This window comes from Enterobacter cloacae complex sp. S3 (assembly GCF_014930495.1).
Classification (GTDB): Bacteria; Pseudomonadota; Gammaproteobacteria; order Enterobacterales; family Enterobacteriaceae; genus Enterobacter; species Enterobacter asburiae_B.
In genome coordinates this window covers 1-16,783 of sequence record NZ_JADBRD010000039.1, presented here as the reverse complement: position 1 = coordinate 16,783, position 16,783 = coordinate 1, and the positions used below count along the sequence as shown (strand labels likewise).

The 16,783-nt window shown below is 51.9% G+C and carries 18 protein-coding genes and 1 tRNA gene; 14 read left to right on the top strand and 5 right to left on the bottom strand.

What is annotated here, in order from left to right; all coding sequences use genetic code 11:
* Positions 1-168 precede the first annotated feature (168 nt).
* From IM317_RS20080 to ldtA, 3 genes are all read left to right on the top strand, one after another.
* Positions 169-600, top strand: coding sequence for a universal stress protein (locus tag IM317_RS20080; RefSeq protein WP_023312348.1), 432 nt, complete (start codon positions 169-171; stop codon positions 598-600).
* Positions 601-647: 47 nt separating this feature from the next.
* Positions 648-3,341 (top strand): cation-transporting P-type ATPase, encoded by a 2,694-nt coding sequence (locus IM317_RS20075; RefSeq protein ID WP_033145935.1) that lies wholly within the window; start codon positions 648-650, stop codon positions 3,339-3,341.
* Positions 3,342-3,402: 61 nt separating this feature from the next.
* On the top strand, positions 3,403-4,299 hold the full coding sequence (gene ldtA / locus IM317_RS20070; protein ID WP_033145934.1) for a L,D-transpeptidase: 897 nt from the start codon (positions 3,403-3,405) through the stop codon (positions 4,297-4,299).
* Positions 4,300-4,444: 145 nt separating this feature from the next.
* On the opposite strand, the gene IM317_RS20065 is transcribed toward ldtA, so the two are convergent.
* Positions 4,445-4,520, bottom strand: a tRNA-Asn gene (locus tag IM317_RS20065).
* A gap of 320 nt (positions 4,521-4,840) precedes the next feature.
* Between IM317_RS20065 and nac the strand changes: the two genes are divergently transcribed.
* Positions 4,841-5,758 carry a nitrogen assimilation transcriptional regulator NAC gene (gene nac, locus IM317_RS20060; protein ID WP_033145933.1) on the top strand — a complete coding sequence of 306 codons (918 nt, stop codon included), beginning with the start codon at positions 4,841-4,843 and terminating at the stop codon, positions 5,756-5,758.
* Positions 5,759-5,854: 96 nt separating this feature from the next.
* Positions 5,855-6,805 (top strand): HTH-type transcriptional regulator Cbl, encoded by a 951-nt coding sequence (gene cbl, locus IM317_RS20055; protein WP_023336219.1) that lies wholly within the window; start codon positions 5,855-5,857, stop codon positions 6,803-6,805.
* A 43-nt stretch (positions 6,806-6,848) separates the two neighbouring features.
* Here the strand turns inward: cbl and IM317_RS20050 are convergent, their stop codons facing one another.
* The gene (locus IM317_RS20050; RefSeq protein WP_080277780.1) at positions 6,849-7,457 is read right to left on the bottom strand and encodes a glutathione S-transferase family protein; all 609 of its coding nucleotides are present in this window, start codon (positions 7,455-7,457) and stop codon (positions 6,849-6,851) included.
* A gap of 170 nt (positions 7,458-7,627) precedes the next feature.
* Between IM317_RS20050 and IM317_RS20045 the strand changes: the two genes are divergently transcribed.
* The 3 genes from IM317_RS20045 to IM317_RS20035 all read left to right on the top strand — a co-directional run bounded on the left by IM317_RS20045 (position 7,628) and on the right by IM317_RS20035 (position 9,359).
* On the top strand, positions 7,628-8,521 hold the full coding sequence (locus tag IM317_RS20045) for a LysR substrate-binding domain-containing protein (protein ID WP_033145932.1): 894 nt from the start codon (positions 7,628-7,630) through the stop codon (positions 8,519-8,521).
* A 177-nt stretch (positions 8,522-8,698) separates the two neighbouring features.
* Positions 8,699-9,052 carry a type II toxin-antitoxin system RelE/ParE family toxin gene (locus tag IM317_RS20040; protein ID WP_033145931.1) on the top strand — a complete coding sequence of 118 codons (354 nt, stop codon included), beginning with the start codon at positions 8,699-8,701 and terminating at the stop codon, positions 9,050-9,052.
* Positions 9,053-9,056: 4 nt separating this feature from the next.
* The gene (locus tag IM317_RS20035; RefSeq protein WP_029741460.1) at positions 9,057-9,359 is read left to right on the top strand and encodes an XRE family transcriptional regulator; all 303 of its coding nucleotides are present in this window, start codon (positions 9,057-9,059) and stop codon (positions 9,357-9,359) included.
* Between the two features lie 75 nt (positions 9,360-9,434).
* On the opposite strand, the gene IM317_RS20030 is transcribed toward IM317_RS20035, so the two are convergent.
* Entirely contained in the window at positions 9,435-10,355 is a 921-nt protein-coding gene (locus IM317_RS20030; protein WP_033145930.1) for a LysR family transcriptional regulator, read from the bottom strand.
* Between the two features lie 141 nt (positions 10,356-10,496).
* Here IM317_RS20030 and IM317_RS20025 point away from each other — a divergent pair, with 141 nt between their 5' ends.
* The 3 genes from IM317_RS20025 to IM317_RS20015 all read left to right on the top strand — a co-directional run bounded on the left by IM317_RS20025 (position 10,497) and on the right by IM317_RS20015 (position 11,768).
* Positions 10,497-10,886, top strand: a complete 390-nt coding sequence (locus IM317_RS20025; protein WP_033145929.1) for a RidA family protein — start codon at positions 10,497-10,499, stop codon at positions 10,884-10,886.
* A 291-nt stretch (positions 10,887-11,177) separates the two neighbouring features.
* Complete coding sequence (locus IM317_RS20020; protein ID WP_033145928.1) at positions 11,178-11,435, top strand: antitoxin; 258 nt, start codon at positions 11,178-11,180, stop codon at positions 11,433-11,435.
* Complete coding sequence (locus IM317_RS20015; protein WP_033145927.1) at positions 11,436-11,768, top strand: type II toxin-antitoxin system PemK/MazF family toxin; 333 nt, start codon at positions 11,436-11,438, stop codon at positions 11,766-11,768.
* Here IM317_RS20015 and IM317_RS24020 read toward each other — a convergent pair.
* Positions 11,725-11,919: a hypothetical protein gene (locus IM317_RS24020; RefSeq protein WP_080277779.1), complete on the bottom strand. Its 195-nt coding sequence runs from the start codon at positions 11,917-11,919 to the stop codon at positions 11,725-11,727. The genes IM317_RS20015 and IM317_RS24020 overlap by 44 nt on opposite strands.
* A gap of 169 nt (positions 11,920-12,088) precedes the next feature.
* Complete coding sequence (locus tag IM317_RS20010) at positions 12,089-13,450, bottom strand: HEPN/Toprim-associated domain-containing protein (protein WP_003036316.1); 1,362 nt, start codon at positions 13,448-13,450, stop codon at positions 12,089-12,091.
* Between the two features lie 835 nt (positions 13,451-14,285).
* On the opposite strand from IM317_RS20010, the gene IM317_RS20005 reads away from it, so the two are divergent.
* The 3 genes from IM317_RS20005 (at position 14,286) to IM317_RS19995 (ending at position 16,607) form a co-directional block, all read left to right on the top strand.
* A complete protein-coding gene (locus tag IM317_RS20005) occupies positions 14,286-15,224 on the top strand; it encodes a hypothetical protein (protein WP_003036321.1) in 939 nt (312 codons plus the stop codon).
* A 78-nt stretch (positions 15,225-15,302) separates the two neighbouring features.
* Entirely contained in the window at positions 15,303-15,782 is a 480-nt protein-coding gene (locus IM317_RS20000; protein ID WP_031617716.1) for a hypothetical protein, read from the top strand.
* 21 nt (positions 15,783-15,803) lie between these two features.
* On the top strand, positions 15,804-16,607 hold the full coding sequence (locus IM317_RS19995; protein ID WP_003036327.1) for a TIGR02391 family protein: 804 nt from the start codon (positions 15,804-15,806) through the stop codon (positions 16,605-16,607).
* Positions 16,608-16,783: the final 176 nt, after the last annotated feature.

The following is a 16,783-nucleotide window of genomic DNA, read 5'->3' as shown; positions in this document are numbered from 1 at the left end:
TGTTAAATAACCATTATCAGTGGGGAGGCGCTAAACCTGATATTCCTGTGCTACGTTTAATGTTAATCATCTTTTTTTACCGTAACTGGCATTAAGGGCAAACCCCTGCATTTAATGCGTTTTTTTGCTTCATTCACTCTCGTGTTGGTTATAAAAAGGATGCTCGATATGTATAAAAACATTCTCGTTCCGGTGGATGTCTACGAGACAAGCCTTGCGGATAAAGCGTTGCAGCATGCACAGTTTCTGGCGCAAAGCGCATCGGGTGACATTCATTTGCTGCACGTCATGCCCAAATTTTCAGCCGAACTGACGCGTGGGTTTATTTCAGATGCGCGCAAAATGGATGAATATATGATTAATAATTCGAAAGAAAAGCTGTCTGACCTGGTCAAAAAAGTAAATTTGCCAGAAGAGCGTGTTCATCTCCACGTCCGTAGCGGGAATGTTCGTGATGAGGTTATTAAGCTGGCGGATGAACTTACCGTCGGCGCGATTATTGTCGGCTCGCGAAATCCAAATATTCAAACCCATTTGTTAGGATCGGAGGCGGCAAGTATTGTTCGTTACGCACATGTTCCTGTTTTCGTTATTCGTTAATTACAGAGAAGCAAGGTGATTTCTGAATAGAACCTGAGGAAGGAACGATGAAAACAGGAAAACCTGAACGTCCGTATTATCAACAAACCGTTGATGAAACCCTGTCGAATATTCACTCCACCCTGGAAGGCCTTAGCGGCACTGAGGCATCAGCCCGGCTTCAGCAGCACGGTGAGAATGCGTTACCGCAAAAAAAGGGCAAACCCGCCTGGCTGCGCTTCCTGGCGCATTTTAACGACGTATTGATTTATGTTCTGCTGGTGGCCGCGTTGCTTAAGCTCTTCATGGGCCACTGGGTAGACATGTTCGTGATCCTTGGGGTTGCCATCATTAACGCGCTTATTGGCCATATCCAGGAGAGCAATGCTGAAAAATCGCTGCAGAGCATTCGCAATATGCTCTCCAGCGAAGCCGTGGTGGTACGACAGGGGAATCACGAAACGATCCCCACCACGGCGCTGGTCCCGGGAGATATCGTGGTGATCCGCGCCGGGGATCGTATCCCTGCGGACCTGCGCGTGATTGAAGCGCATAACCTTCGCGTGGAGGAGGCCATCCTGACCGGCGAATCCACCGTTGTTGAGAAAAACAGCGATGCGTTAAGCGGGGAACTGCCCTTAGGTGACCGGTATAATCTGCTCTACTCAGGCACCACCGTCAGCTCCGGCGGCGGTAAAGGCGTGGTGGTGGCAACCGGGGGCGAGACCGAGCTGGGCCACATCAATCAGATGATGTCCGACATTGAAAAACACCGCACGCCGCTGATGGTGCAGATGGATAAGCTCGGTAAGACCATCTTCATCACTATCCTGGTGATGATGGTGGCGCTGTTTGTCTTTAGCCTCCTGTTCCGGGATATGCCGGTTTCTGAACTGGTGCTGTCGCTTATTAGCCTCGCCGTTGCCGCCGTGCCGGAAGGCCTGCCGGCCATCATTTCCATCATCCTTTCGCTTGGCGTACAGGCCATGGCGCGTCGCAAGGCCATCATTCGCAAGCTGCCTACGGTGGAAACGCTGGGGGCGATGACGGTCATCTGCTCGGATAAAACCGGCACCCTGACGATGAATGAAATGACGGTCAAAGCGGTGATTACCGCTGACACGACCTATCGCGTGGAGGGCGACAGCTACGAACCGGTGGGGAATATTCACCCCGTAGATGACCCGACGCCCGTCAGCGTGACGCAGGGTTCCCTGCTGGAACGCTACCTGCGCACCATTGATCTCTGTAATGACAGCCAGCTGATCAAAGACGAGCAGGGGCTGTGGAAAATCACCGGGGGCCCAACCGAGGGCGCGCTGAAGGTGCTGGCGGCGAAAATCCCGCTCCCACCGGTCGACACCGAAATGCGCAGTAAAATCCCGTTTGATTCGCAGTATAAATACATGTCCACCCTATACCGGCTGGGCGATGAAGAGGTGATTTTAATCACCGGCGCGCCGGACGTCCTGTTCCGCCTCTGCCAGTACCAGCAGACGAATGACGGACTGCAGCCGTTCGATCAGCCTTACTGGGAAGGGAAGATTGAAGAGTATGCCCGTGAAGGGCTGCGCATGGTGGCTGCGGCCTGGAAACCTGCCCACGAGGGACAACGCGAGCTGGATCACCCGGACCTGCATGACGGCGTGATCCTGCTGGGTATCGCAGGAATGATGGATCCGCCGCGTCCGGAGGCCATTACCGCCATTGCCGACTGTCTGCAAGCCGGGATCCGCGTGAAAATGATCACCGGCGACCACCCGCAAACGGCCATGAGCATTGGGCAAATGTTGGGGATTGGTAACGCCGCAAGCGCTATCACCGGACGTGAGCTGGAGGCGATGGACGATCGTCAGCTGAGCGACGCCGCACAGCAGTACGATATTTTCGCCCGAACCAGCCCGGAGGATAAATTCCGCCTTGTGCAGGCTCTGCAAAGTAAACAGGAAGTCGTGGGCATGACCGGGGATGGCGTAAATGATGCCCCGGCGCTCAAGCGGGCGGATGTGGGTATCGCCATGGGGATTAAGGGGACGGAAGTGACCAAGGAAGCCGCCGACATGGTGTTAACGGATGACAACTTTGCCACCATTGCCAGCGCGGTGCACGAGGGACGCCGGGTTTACGACAACCTGAAAAAGACCATTCTGTTCGTTATCCCCAGCAACATCGCGCAGGCTCTGCTGATCATCATCGCGCTGCTGGCGGGGAACCTGATCCCGCTGACGCCGGTCCTGATCCTGTGGATGAACATGGCGACGTCGGCAACGCTGTCGTTTGGCCTGGCGTTTGAAGCGGGTGAGAAGGACATCATGAACCGGCCACCGCGAAAGGCGAATCTCCATGTGATGGACGGCTATGCCATCTGGCGCGTGGTGTTTGTCGGTCTGATGATTGCCATCAGCGCCTTCGTGCTGGAAGCCTGGCTACAGCCGCGCGGCTACTCGGCAGAATTTATCCGCACCGTGCTGCTGCAAACCCTGGTCACTGCGCAGTGGTTCTACATGCTCAACTGTCGCGTGAATGACGGCTTCTCGCTGAGCAAAGGCCTGCTGGCGAACAAAGGAATTTGGATCGTGAGCGGCGTACTGCTGGCGTTGCAGCTTCTTATCATTTATGCACCGTTCATGCAGATGCTGTTTGGCACCGAAGCGCTGCCGTTCCGCTACTGGGTCATCACCTTCCTGATTGGTTTTGTGATGTTCCTTATTGTCGAGGCGGAGAAAGTGCTGACGCGCAGGTGGCGCAAAACCGAGGCGTAATAGCGTAAACTGAGAAAGCCTGCCTGAGTCCGGGCTTTCTCTTTTTTGAGCGCAGAAAACTATGATTCGACTTACCTGGTTCGTCCTTACGCTGTGTGCCGCCGTTCCCGGTGCGTTTGCCGTAACCTATACGCTTCCGCCGGAAGGCAGTCGTCTGGTGGGAAACCCGATTATCATCACCGTTCCCGAAGGCAATACGCTGCCTCTGGAAGCCTTTGCCGCGCAGCACGGGCAGGGGCTGAGCAACCTGCTGGAAGCAAACCCGGGCGTGGATCCTTTTTTGCCCAAACCTGGCACCCGGCTGGTGATACCCCAGCAGCTGATTTTGCCTGACACCGTCCGCGAGGGCATTATCGTTAACGCGGCAGAAATGCGCCTCTACTACTACCCGCCCGGCGGTAACACCGTTGAGGTGCTGCCCATCGGTATCGGTCAGGCCGGGCGTGAAACCCCGCGTAACTGGGTGACGGCCGTTGAGCGTAAGCAGGAGGGGCCAACCTGGTCTCCGACGCCGAATACGCGCCGTGCCTATGCGGCAGAAGGGAAAACGCTGCCGGCATTCGTGCCCGCCGGGCCGGATAACCCGATGGGGCTGTATGCGATTTATATCGGCAGGCTGTATGCCATTCACGGCACAAACTCGAATTTCGGCATCGGGCTGCGGGTAAGTCAGGGCTGTATCCGTCTGCGTAATAACGACATCAAGTATCTTTTCGATAACGTTCCCGTGGGAACCCGCGTGCAGCTGATCGACAGGCCCGTTAAAGTCACCACGGAGCCGGACGGCAGCAGCTGGGTAGAAGTTCACGAGCCATTATCGCGTAACCGCGCGGAGTTTGAGTCAACCCGGAAAGTGCCGCTGCCTATTTCAGCCGCGCAGCGGACGCAGCTGATAAACGAGGGCGCGGGCGCTGAACTGGAACGGCGGTCGGGAATGCCGGTTAAGATTGGCATGTGAAGGGATAGCGCGGGCTGGTGCCCTCACCCCAGCCCTCTCCCGCGGGAGAGGGTGCAAACACTAAAAACGGCAACCCGGTTGCCGTTTTGCATTTACCTTGCGCAGAAAAGCAAAAAGCCTGCTTTAAAAGCAGGCTTTTCAAATTTGGCTCCTCTGACTGGACTCGAACCAGTGACATACGGATTAACAGTCCGCCGTTCTACCGACTGAACTACAGAGGAATCGTGTGAACGGGGCGCATATTATCGACCTGCGTTCGCCTTGTCAAAGGGTGGATCAACGCCTTTTGATCGTTTGCTGACAAAATCGGCAAAGTGATGTTTTTGGCAGCGGAATGCACCGTCATGGTGCGGGCATACCCCTAATGGGGCAGATCATAAACTGCTGTTTCGGTAATAAAACCCCCCTCCATGATTAGGTTTCCTTATTTTCAGGCGCTTAGCGAACAATTTAGACCGCCTGGTAAAAGTGGCATTCATATTGCAAAACCTGTTCAACAACGACAGCCGGTTCCGGCACAGCATTTCGAACAGGGGGCAAAATGAACTTAAGACGACTGAAATACTTCGTAAAAATCGTCGATATCGGCAGCCTGACTCAAGCGGCAGAAGTGCTGCATATCGCGCAGCCTGCGCTGAGCCAGCAGGTGGCTACTCTGGAAGGCGAGATGGATCAGCAGCTGTTGATCCGCACCAAACGCGGCGTCACGCCAACGGAAGCAGGCAAGATCCTGTATACCCATGCGCGCACCATCCTTCGCCAGTGTGAACAGGCGCAGCTGGCGGTGAATAACGTGGGACAGACCCTGAGCGGGCACGTGTCTATCGGCCTTGCGCCGGGAACGGCCGCGTCCTCTATTACCATGCCGCTGCTGCAGGCCGTTCGCGCCGAGCTGCCTGAAGTGCTGGTGTACCTGCACGAAAACAGCGGTTCCGTGCTGAATGACAAACTGCTCAACGGGCAGCTGGATATGGCGGTCCTTTACGATCGCTCCCCGGTTGCCGGCATCACCAGCCAGCCGCTGCTGAAAGAAGATCTCTACCTCGTGGGCACCCGCGACTGTCCGGGCCAGAGCGTAGACCTTACCGCCGTGGCAGAAATGAACCTTTATCTGCCGCGCGACTACAGCGCCGTGCGCGTGCGCGTGGACGAAGCGTTCTCCCTGCGCCGCCTGACGGCAAAAATCATCGGTGAAATTGACTCAATCTCCACGCTCACCGCGGCCATTGCCAGCGGAATGGGCGTGACGGTTCTGCCGGAATCTGCAGCCCGCTCGCTGTGCAGCGCGGCAAACGGCTGGATGGCGCGGATCACCACGCCTTCGATGAGCCTGCCGCTGTCGCTGAACATGTCTGCACGCGGTTCGCTGACGCCGCAGGCGCAGGCGGTAAAAGAGATTTTGATGTCGCTGGTCAGCAAGCCGTCGCTTGAGAACCGTGAACTCCAGCTCGTGAGCTGATATTCCATAAAAGCATAAGATGCTGGTTTTTATTATTTGTTCTGCAGCGCGGCTGACTCTAACAATAGAGCTATGTCAGATGCGCCGGAGTGAACCGTGAATTTCCAGCAACTTAAAATTATCCGTGAGGCGGCCAGGCGGGACTACAACCTGACCGAGGTCGCCAATATGCTTTATACCTCTCAGTCCGGCGTCAGCCGCCACATCCGCGAGCTGGAAGAGGAGCTGGGCATAGAGATCTTTATCCGTCGCGGCAAGCGGCTGCTCGGCATGACGGAGCCGGGTAAGGCTTTGCTCACCATCGCTGAGCGGATCCTCAACGAGGCCAGCAACGTGCGTCGTCTGGCGGATCTCTTTACCAATGACGCCTCGGGCGTACTCACCATCGCCACCACCCACACCCAGGCGCGCTACAGCCTGCCGCCGGTGATTAAAGCGTTCCGCGAACTTTTCCCCGACGTCCGTCTGGAGCTCATCCAGGGCACGCCGCAGGAAATTGAAGTGCTGCTGCAAAACGGTGGGGCGGATATCGGCATTGCCAGCGAACGCCTGAGCAACGACCCGCTGCTGGTGGCCTTTCCCTGGTTCCGCTGGTACCACAGCCTGTTACTCCCGGTCGATCATCCGCTGAATCAGGTTTCCCCTCTGACGCTGGAAGACGTTGCGAAATGGCCGCTGATCACCTACCGCCAGGGGATCACCGGACGCTCGCGCATAGACGAGGCCTTCAACCGCAAAGGGCTAACGCCGGACGTGGTGCTGAGCGCGCAGGATTCTGACGTGATCAAAACCTACGTCGAGCTGGGTCTGGGCATTGGTCTGGTGGCGGAACAGTCCAGCGGAGAACGCGAGGACGGGAACCTGGTGCGTCTTGATACGCGTCATCTGTTCGACGCCAACACCGTATGGCTTGGCCTGAAGCGCGGGCAGCTGCAGCGCAACTACGTGTGGCGCTTTATCGAACTCTGTAACGCCGGGCTGTCGGTGGATGAGATTAAACGCCAGGTGATGGAACCGGAAGAAGTGGCGATTGATTATCAGATTTAGGTACTGGTTTGCCCGGTAGCGCTGCGCTGACCGGGCTCATCGCTTAGCTGAACGGATATTTTTTAAATACCGCCTGTGATTCGAATGATTCGGCAACCGCCTGAATCTCTCTAAAATCCGCTGCGTTAACGACGTGCGGGATCATCGACTGAATAAACGTCCAGACAACCGTGCTCGTGACGGCAACCTGATCGGGAGCGGCGGAGGTCGGACGCGTCTCCAGCAAGGCATTCCATTCCCGGCAGGCCGCCAGCAGCTGGGTTGTAATGCGTTCGACCCATAAAGCGTGCTGCTTTTCCACCGGGCGCTGGTGGTGCTCATACACATTTTGCACGGCTTTCTCCGCGGCGGCGAGGATAAAGCCCAGCGTCTGAAGATCGTTTGCCAGCGCATCCGGCTCGACGGGCAGAAGTCTCCGCCCGGGTGCGGCCTGAGTCTCGAAATAATTCAATATCAATGACGAGTCCATCAAACGTATTCCGTTATCCAGAATCAGCGTCGGCGCTTTTACCGCGGGGTTGATTCGGGAGAACGCGTCGAAGGTGCTGAATACCGACAGCGGCTGACTTTCAAACTCAACGCCATAAAGTTCAAGGGAAATCGCCACGCGCCGTACATAAGGTGAATCCATCATGCCAACAAGCTTAATCATCGTTGCCGTTTTCCTGTCTCTGTGAAATAACGCTTCATTGAAGAGGATGAACAAACAGTACAATACAAACTTCCTGGCGAATATCTTCAGTATCTTACCGTAAAGGTTAGTATTACTGACATGTGGGCAAGTTGCCGTTATACATCCAGCGCGGATAAGGGAGAGCTTTCATGTCGGATTTTCCACCCATTGCCAGTTTGCGAAGCTTTGAAGCCGTCGCCCGTCTTGGCAGCGTGACGCTGGCGGCGAAAGAACTCCACGTTACCCATTCCGCTATCAGCCAGCAGATCAAACTGCTGGAGGAGATGGTGGGCGTAAAGCTCTTTATCCGTCAGGGACGCGGGGTGCAGATTAACGAAGAAGGGCGGCTCTATGCCTTACAGGTACGCGAGGCGTTGAACCATATCGCAGATGCCACCCGGCTTGTACAGGTGAAGCCGAGAAAGCAGGAGCTGACGCTGGCGATGGTACCGTCTTTTGGATGTCACTGGCTGTTGCCGCGTCTGGAACGCTTTCGGGCGAAATATCCGCTTATTACCCTTCGGATCCAGGCCAGCCTGACGGTCACCAGCCTGCAGCAGGAAGGAACAGATATCGCGATACGAATGGGGAAGGGAAACTGGGAAGGGAGCGAAAGCCAGTACCTTTTTTCCGATGAGCTTATTGTGGTGGCCGCACCCGGCTATAACGACGGTGTGCTGCCCGCTACGCCGGCTGAGATTGCAAAAAGTCATATTATTTTTTCCATGGAGTCGTGGAAAACGTGGTGCGTAAATGCGGGGCTGGAGAAAGAGATCGTGCCTGGCGGTTTGTGCATTAACGACTCGAATATCATTATCGAAGCCGTTCGGCTCGGGAAAGGCATCGCGCTGGAGCGCCGCTCTCTGGTTCAGGATGCCATCACCCGGGGTGAACTGGTCCAGCTAACCTCAATTACCGCGCCGTATCCCTGGCCTTACTGGCTGGTGAAAGCGCAGTCAACGGAGACGAAGCCCGAGGTGGCTCTTTTTATCGCGTGGCTGGATGAGGAAGTGGCGGCCTGGCGGCAGTTGCTGGGCTGCTGAACTTTTTCCGATGCTGCTCGTAACAAAATGAATATCCAACAAGGGATACATAGAATTACTCCGGCACGCATTCAGTATTTCCGTAACCCCACAAGATTCTGCTTTTCCATCTCTGCATAATCAACGCTATAGCTTTGCATGTATATAGCTTTTGATCTATATTGGATGGGAGTTCTTGTGTGGGCAATTAACACGACGGACAGGTTTGATCGCTGGTTCACTTCGCTTGACGATACCGATCGCGCCAGCGTACTTGCAGCACTGCTTGTTTTGCGAGAGAAGGGGCCGGGTTTATCGAGACCCTACGCTGATACGCTTAAAGGCTCTCGTCACAGCAACATGAAAGAGCTACGTATTCAGAGTAAGGGCGATCCCTTGCGGGCGTTTTTCGCCTTTGATCCAAACCGTACTGGCATCATGCTTTGTGCTGGCAATAAGGTCGGCAATGAAAGGCGATTCTACGATGAGATGCTTCTCGTTGCTGACCAGGAATTCACTCACTGGCTGGATAGATTAAAAGAGAGGGAATAGCGCGATGGGAAGAACCCTTGAGCAGCTTATAGCGGATGAAAAGCCGGAGGTTGTCGCCAGCGCTCAGGCGATAGCAACGGATATTTTGCTCAACATTCATCTTGCTGAGTTACGTGAGAAAGTACAAAAAACGCAGGTAGAAATGGCGCAGGCGTTGGGTATCAGGCAACCTACCGTTGCGGTAATGGAAAAGCCCGGGCGCGATTTGAAACTCTCTTCTCTCAAGCGCTACGTTGAGGCGGCGGGCGGAAAGCTGCGGCTTGATGTGGAGCTGCCGGACGGCTCGCACTATGAGTTTGTGCTGTAGGGCAGAAAAGCATAAAGCCTGCTTCAAAACCGCCGGAATGACCGTCACTCGGCGGTGATGAGCGAATAGATGCAGTTACTTATGGGTAGAAGTGGGGACATGCTGCTGCATCAATTCAACGATCCAATCAATAAAAACGCGCAGTTTGGCGTTAACGTGGCGGTTCGGCGGAAAGGCCAGGTACAGGGGCATTGGGTTAATACGCCAGTCTTCAAATAGCGGAATCAAGGAACCACATGCCTGATGCGCTGAAGCCATATAAACGGGTAGCGCAATCACGCCTAATCCCGCGAGCCCGGCTTCGAGGTAGGCATTGCCATCATCCACTGCAAGCACGTAGCTGCCTGTGATTTCAATATGTTCGCTCTCACCGTGCAGTACCAGAGGATCAACCTTACCGGTGCGTGAGGACAAGAATCCCACTATGCGATGGTCCGTGTTTTCCAGCTCTCGCGGATGCGCAGGTGCGCCGAGGCGTTCCACATAGCTCGGTGCGACGTAAACACCGATTTGCAAATCGCCGACATGGCGTGCGATCAGGGACTGGTCATTGATTTCCCCGCCGCGCACGACGCAATCCACGTTATCGCCGATCAGATCCACCACCCGGTCACTCACGCCCATGTCGAACTGGATATCAGGGTAGCGCGCGTGAAAAGCCGGTAGCGCGGGCACCAGCAAAAGGCGGGCAAGCGGACTGGGCATGTCCACCCGTAGTCGTCCCCGGGGCGTCATCGTCGCACTGGACAGGCTGTTTTCAGCATCTTCCATGTCCGCCAGCAGGCGGATGACGCGCTCGTAGTAGACCGCGCCATCAGGAGTTACACCGAGCCTGCGGGTGGTGCGATGGAGCAGCTTGACGCGCAGGCGCGCTTCCAGCTGTTGAATAAGCTGCGTCACCGTGGTTTTGCTCATATGAAGCGTTTGGGCAGCCTTGGTGAAACTGCCTGCCTCCACCACGCGAGCAAAGGCGCGCATCGCATCGAAACGATCCATCCCAAGTCCTCTCTTTTCGCTGATTGTTTGGATATTACAAACAATGATGGACAAAGTCGCTTGTTTATCCGCCCGAGCTGGCACCTGTAAAGTGTCTTTATGTTCACCGGGCGGGTTTCGCCCCCTTACAGAGGCACAAATATGACAACACGCGAAGCCGTTTTTCCCTTCGGTCGGCAGGCGCTCTACGAGCGCAATCGCTATTCACCCGCCATCAAATCTAACGGCTTCCTGTTTGTTTCTGGACAGGTAGGTAGCCGGGAGGATGGTTCGCCTGAAGAGGATCTCAACGCGCAGATCCGGCTGGCATTCGATAACCTTAATGCTGTTCTCGCAGCTGCGGGCTGCACGTTCGATGACATTGTTGACGTTACTCTCTTTGTCGTCGATCCCGAGTCAAACCTCGACGCAATCTGGAGTATCCTGCCAGAATACTGGGGGGAAGCGCCTTACCCGACGTTGACCGGGATCGGCGTGACGTGGCTGTACGGATTCCATTTTGAGATTAAGGTGATTGCCAGGCTGCCCTAAGCGTTACGGGTCTTTCCGACGGTCAAAAGACAATACAGCGGGCGCAGCTCCGATCCGGAAGCCGCCTCGCATTTCGTTTATCCGATTCGCCATAATCCTTTGAACCGCAAAAACAGTTTTCTATTATCAGCCTTCTTAGTTCCGCGCTTCGTTCCCGCCTGCACTGTCCTTCGATGGATAACGGCTTTATGGACACCTAAATACGAAAAGGAAATCACCATGAATCTGATGAATAATTGTGCACTTCCCGTCATGAATGTTATATTAAAATATAATATCCGGAGGTGCGCTATGTATACAACTCGTCTGAAAAAGGTCGGCGGATCCATCATGCTGGCGGTTCCTCCCGCCGTGCTGAAAACGCTGGAACTGTCGACGGACAGCGAAGTCGGCATGACCATTAATAATGGCTGCCTGATTATTGAACCCCAGAAGCGGCCTCACTATTCGCTTGAGGAACTGCTGGCGCAGTGCGATCCGCACGCTGAAATGAGCGAAGAGGAGCGGGAATGGATCGATGCGCCTGCGGTGGGCAGGGAGATCCTGTAAATGGACAGAGGGGAAATCTGGCTTGTTTCACTGGATCCGATTGCTGGCCACGAGCAAAGTGGAAAACGTCCGGTACTTATCGTATCGAAGGCATCGTTTAACAAGCTGACCCGGCTACCGGTAGTGGTTCCCGTCACCAGCGGCGGAAACTTTGCACGTACAGCAGGTTTCACCGTTTCACTGGAAGGGGCGGGAACAACAACAACGGGCGTTATTCGCTGCGATCAGCCCAGAACCATTGATATGTCTGCCCGGAACGGCATGCGGCTGGAACGTATACCTGACGCGGTTATAAATGAAGTGCTTGCCAGGCTGGATGCGATTCTGAATTAACATCAGTGACGCAGAAAAGCAAAAAGCCTGCTTCAAAAGCAGGCTTTTCAAATTTGGCTCCTCTGACTGGGATCGCCTTTGCCAGTAGCTGGCTAATAAATAAGCTAAACCTGAAAACTCTTCCTGTCAAGACCACCAGAATGACCACCAATCAAAACTGATTAGAGCGGTCTCGTGCATTTGGTGATCGCTACTATTGTCACATCTATAAGGGCTGTCTGTTCTGTGCCAGAAACGGACACCCAATATGCCGTATTGTAATATTTGAATGACGTGATACACAATATTATTTTCAGGTTGTTAAAAATAATTCAATGGAGTTAAACTTTTTCTTCAGTCCATATATTTGGATAGTGACTCTTTATTTTTTCAATACGTATTGCTCCAGATAATTTGGAACAAGCATCAATGATCGCATTAAGCAAAGCCTCAAGTTTGGAGGTGTCATATTTACTTTCGATAAGCTTAACTTCTGATGTATCAAGATATCTTTTTGCGTAATACTCTTTAAACTCAAGTGCGCCTTGATACATCCCGGTCTCTTTTTTATAGTTAGTCCATCTAACAATGTATGAGTCATATTCACTATATGTTAAATCCAAGTAACACTCTATAGCGGCAGCAGTTCCATTAATATTGGATAAGGTTAGGCCGTCTGGGCCACAAGTAGGGAAACTTTCAAACTCCTTAAGATCCGGAAGACATATGCAACTCATATTATGAGGAAGCTTCATCTTTATGATTTTCTTGAAAGCTTCAACCCCTTCACTATCATTGTCGAGTACAAAAATGATTTGGTTCTGTACATCAATTTTTACTAATCCCTCAGCAAACTTTGATAATCCCCCAGTGCCGGGGAATGGATGGCCAGATGTTACATCGATGAAACGAAAAAATTCACAAACGCTAGGCTTAATTAGCTTAAATGCCTTTTGTAATATATGTGAGTCCGAGGAACCTTCAGTTGCTATGAGAAAAGAATTTTCACGGTTAATTTCAGTTTTTATTTGGTTAATGTGAACCCATCCGTTAGCGACTATTTCCCCATAGTCCCACTCGACATACTCACTAAGATTATGTTTGTTTTCACTTAAAAGTTTGATCATAGAGTATGGATGAAGTATGTTTATGACACTGAAAAACGCTGTTTTTTCTGACCAGTAAAAGTTGTTATAAGGATCATAGAGAGGAATTCTTTTTAAAATGTCGTTAGGGAATAACTTCAAAATGAAATTATCATTCTCTGTTTTTTTTGAATTATCAAAGTCGATATCTTTATCGTTTAACTCCCCCAGATCATAGCTCTTAAGTAAGCCCAGAAACTCATCAAAACTAAAAAGATTTTCTAAAGGTTCCCAATTATCGGGATAGGCTTCAATCATTTCGTTTCTTTGATAAACCTCATGCTTTACAAGATTTTCATATTCCGCACGAATAGCAGTAAGAGAAAAACCAAGTAACTCAACCCGTTCAGCTACTGCTGCAAGAGGCTTCCTGAGTACGGTCCACTGAAGGCGTCTTTCTTCATCAATTTCATCGGTTTCTTCCAGATCATAGCGTTCGTGCTGAGGTATCATTATGTGGTCGGTTGACTGGAACAATGCACCATGATCAACACCTAAGCTATTTTTACTCCAATCTAGCGTTGCACCTGAAACCTTAAGTGAAATTTCCGTGCCCATAATTCCTCTTTTAAACTGTTGGCAATCACTTAATTAAACCACCAGGAATATCATTTGTCATCAACTATGCTATGAAATTACAAGCGGTATAATGTCTTCAAAATTCAAAGTGAATATCAATCATTAGGAATTAATCCAAGGGCAGAACCAAGCGATCGGCTCGTTGCAGATTATCGCGCTGTAAGTTACGTATTGCACCATCGGAGGTGAGAACAATTATGAGCTTCCACTTTTTGCTCATAGCGGATCTGACAGCCAACAGGACTGGCCGCTTTGTGCCCGCAGTAGGCGTTGCTAACGGCGTAATGTGTCACTCAACGCGGAGCAGTCAAATTAATTAATAGACTTTGTCTCTTCCCTAAATTTGTTTGGTAAACACAGTCAATCAGTGGGTAGCATCATCTACATATTTGTAGACGGACTTCTGGCTTTCAGATGTTAACACGAGGGGCTTACTTGAGCACTTTGAGTCATTCTTCCATCTCGGCCAGATCCCGCACCCATCTCGTAGATAGTCGTTTTGGCTACAAGGCCAATCTCAATCTGCCTCAGCTCTTGGCGACGGATTGTGTTAAGAAATAGCAGAACTCCGTTTTTGATTAATTGAGACAGGTCGTTAAGGACACTCGATCCGGAGATTTGTTTTGTGCGCGAGCTACAGTGCTGCTGTCGCGTCCAGTTTACTAATAAGTTATTCTGCATTTCAAACTCCGTGGGCATTTGGTGAAGCAAGGTTTGCCACCAATATTTGGTGCTTTTCATTGGGTAACGGCGGAAATTCACAGGGACGTAGTAAGGTTTACCGAAGACTAATAGCAGCAGAAAAGGAGCGAGTATGGCGACGATAACGGTTTCTCCGGTTCATTTTGAGGACTACAGTGGTATCCAGTTCGAGCGCCTTGTTTTTGCATACCACCTGCGCGCGGGTTGGCATGATCTGATTTGGCACGGTCAATCAGGAGGTGATCAAGGGCGAGATATCTCGGGTATTGAACCATTTGATGACCAGCCAGCACGTAAGACCATCATCCAATGCGCGAACCGAGACACGTTGACACTGGCAAAAGCCAAGAGCGACATGAGTAAGTCGATTAAAGCAACTGGCAGTGTCCCAGACGTCTTTAAGTTCGTCTCTCGTGGTGCGGTCTCGGATGCTGGCAGAACGCGCATCGAGCAAGCAGCAGCTTCCCTAGGCGTCAGGCATGTAACGATATGGTCGGGCGTAGAGTTCGAAGAAAACTTGCGTCTTCGTGCTGAATATCTGCTGCACCGTTTTGTCCAGGGCGTCGAGTTTCCTGATGTTGAAGCTGATATTCAAAAATTCACGGATGATTTTCCCGACCTTTCCGACGCCGATGTTCTGCAACTGATGGCTTCCGTATTTGACCGGCCAGCATTTCGCACACCGTTTCAACAAGAAAGTTCTCTCCCTGCTTTTCAGAAGGCAATCGAAGATACCATTGGCGCACTAAATACAGGTTTGTGGAGAACGCGTGAGGGCGTCGAGATCAGGCGCATTCCTTCGATCCACCATCTCAAAAATCAACGCATCCAGACAGTGATGGGAAAAGTGGTTCGTCAGGTCGACCAACTGCGGCGCATCTTCGTAACTCGGCTTAAGGAAGGGGAAATCAGACCTTGTGGATGTGGTCAGCCCGATTGCCCCACGTTTACGCTCACGCAACGCGTGGCTGACGAGCTAGACGACGCGAGACAGAGAATCCTCACGACGTTTCAATCAGTGTATACTTCCTTCAGTGTGAGCCTTAGTTAGGCAATGAAAAATGGAACCTACAGCGTACTCATTCTTCTTGAAAGCCCAATATAATTTCTTAAGTATGCGAATGTGATGATGGCACTGACCCCGGAACAAATTCACTACCTCAACCAATATGCACCAGGCGAAGCTGTGTCACATGCATTGTCCGAGCTACTATTCATTGATCATGATCTTCTCGGTATCGATGCTAACGAACGGTCGATTACCTTTCGCTTTGCGATGTACCTCCAGCAATGTTTCCCCGGTTGGACTGTAGATTGCGAATACAACCGGGACAGCATTGAACCTAAACGGCTCAGACATTTGGAACTTTATCCAGACAGCGAAGACGTTGAGGCAAAGACAGTATTTCCAGATGTGATCGTGCATCGCCGAGGTACACGACAGAATCATTTGGTCTTGGAGTTCAAAAAATCAACGAGTCGCGTCGATAGAGAGATCGATCTACTAAAACTTCGAGGTTATAAGCAGCAGCTTGGTTACGAGCACGCTCTGTTTGTGGAGGTCGGCACCGAAGGGCAATCGATCATCACGGCGCTCGAGTGGGTCTGAGAGGTGATAGAAAGATAATTCATGATACGTATTCCATCATTCAACTCTCAGCACCTTGAGGCCGCCTGTCGCGTCCTTGCTGATACCGAACGTGGCTTGAGTGGGTCGCAGATCGAGCGACTGCTACAAGAAATTAAAGTTGCGGACACATCGCCAGGAATGACAAAGTGGAAACGTCTGTTTAATGCGCTCGCAGGTGCGCAGAACCAGTATCAGGTCGGCAACCATCTTATTATGTTCATTAACCGTGCGATGAACCCGGTTAATTACGCCCGTGATCCATCGGTGTTTGCCTGGCGACGTGATGAACTCAATGTTGTCCTGGCTTTTTCCGGTTTTTATATCCGTGAGGATGGTAAGGTCGCGAGCGCTGCTAAAGTAACGACTCTGGATTCTGCTCGAGCCCGCGCCGGGCGACTTAAGGCTGCACTCGAAAGCCGTGCTGTGCATGCGGAAGTTTTGAACTATTGCCGTGCCGAACTTCTGGACGAAAACTATTTTCATGCCGTCTTCGAGGCGACGAAGGGGGTTGCGGAACGTATTCGTCAGTTGTCCGGGTTGAGCGGTGATGGTGCTGACTTGGTGAACAAGGCATTTACCGGACAACAACCTGTTCTGACTTTGGGATCGCTCACCACCGACTCAGAAAAGAGCGAACAGAAAGGTTTTGCGAATCTACTGATTGGTCTATTCGGTGCTGTGCGCAATCCACTAGCCCATGCGCCTAAGAAGAATTGGCCCATGTCTGAACTGGATGCGCTGGACATCCTTACGTTGGTTTCGCTTATTCATCGCAAGCTGGATGGCACGCAGAAACAACTATAGCGGCACCATAGTGGAGTTGCATGAGCTACACAGTGTTGATCTTGCTGTACCATCATTATAAGAAAGCAATCCGAATTCTAAATTGATGATTATCTCTCAATAACCTTCATCTATCTATTTATATGACTTAATTTGCTGATATCTATTTTTTTAAGTAACATAGTGTGTCTTATATA

Excerpts from the sequence above, each read along its gene's own strand:
- IM317_RS20080 (WP_023312348.1), top strand. The coding sequence starts at position 169 with ATGTATAAAAACATTCTCGTTCCGGTGGATGTCTACGAGACAAGCCTT.
- IM317_RS20075 (WP_033145935.1), top strand. The coding sequence starts at position 648 with ATGAAAACAGGAAAACCTGAACGTCCGTATTATCAACAAACCGTTGAT.
- ldtA (WP_033145934.1), top strand. The coding sequence starts at position 3,403 with ATGATTCGACTTACCTGGTTCGTCCTTACGCTGTGTGCCGCCGTTCCC.
- nac (WP_033145933.1), top strand. The coding sequence starts at position 4,841 with ATGAACTTAAGACGACTGAAATACTTCGTAAAAATCGTCGATATCGGC.
- IM317_RS20050 (WP_080277780.1), bottom strand. The coding sequence starts at position 7,457 with ATGATTAAGCTTGTTGGCATGATGGATTCACCTTATGTACGGCGCGTG.
- IM317_RS20045 (WP_033145932.1), top strand. The coding sequence starts at position 7,628 with ATGTCGGATTTTCCACCCATTGCCAGTTTGCGAAGCTTTGAAGCCGTC.
- IM317_RS20035 (WP_029741460.1), top strand. The coding sequence starts at position 9,057 with ATGGGAAGAACCCTTGAGCAGCTTATAGCGGATGAAAAGCCGGAGGTT.
- IM317_RS20030 (WP_033145930.1), bottom strand. The coding sequence starts at position 10,355 with ATGGATCGTTTCGATGCGATGCGCGCCTTTGCTCGCGTGGTGGAGGCA.
- IM317_RS20025 (WP_033145929.1), top strand. The coding sequence starts at position 10,497 with ATGACAACACGCGAAGCCGTTTTTCCCTTCGGTCGGCAGGCGCTCTAC.
- IM317_RS20020 (WP_033145928.1), top strand. The coding sequence starts at position 11,178 with ATGTATACAACTCGTCTGAAAAAGGTCGGCGGATCCATCATGCTGGCG.
- IM317_RS20015 (WP_033145927.1), top strand. The coding sequence starts at position 11,436 with ATGGACAGAGGGGAAATCTGGCTTGTTTCACTGGATCCGATTGCTGGC.
- IM317_RS20010 (WP_003036316.1), bottom strand. The coding sequence starts at position 13,450 with ATGGGCACGGAAATTTCACTTAAGGTTTCAGGTGCAACGCTAGATTGG.
- IM317_RS20005 (WP_003036321.1), top strand. The coding sequence starts at position 14,286 with ATGGCGACGATAACGGTTTCTCCGGTTCATTTTGAGGACTACAGTGGT.
- IM317_RS20000 (WP_031617716.1), top strand. The coding sequence starts at position 15,303 with ATGGCACTGACCCCGGAACAAATTCACTACCTCAACCAATATGCACCA.
- IM317_RS19995 (WP_003036327.1), top strand. The coding sequence starts at position 15,804 with ATGATACGTATTCCATCATTCAACTCTCAGCACCTTGAGGCCGCCTGT.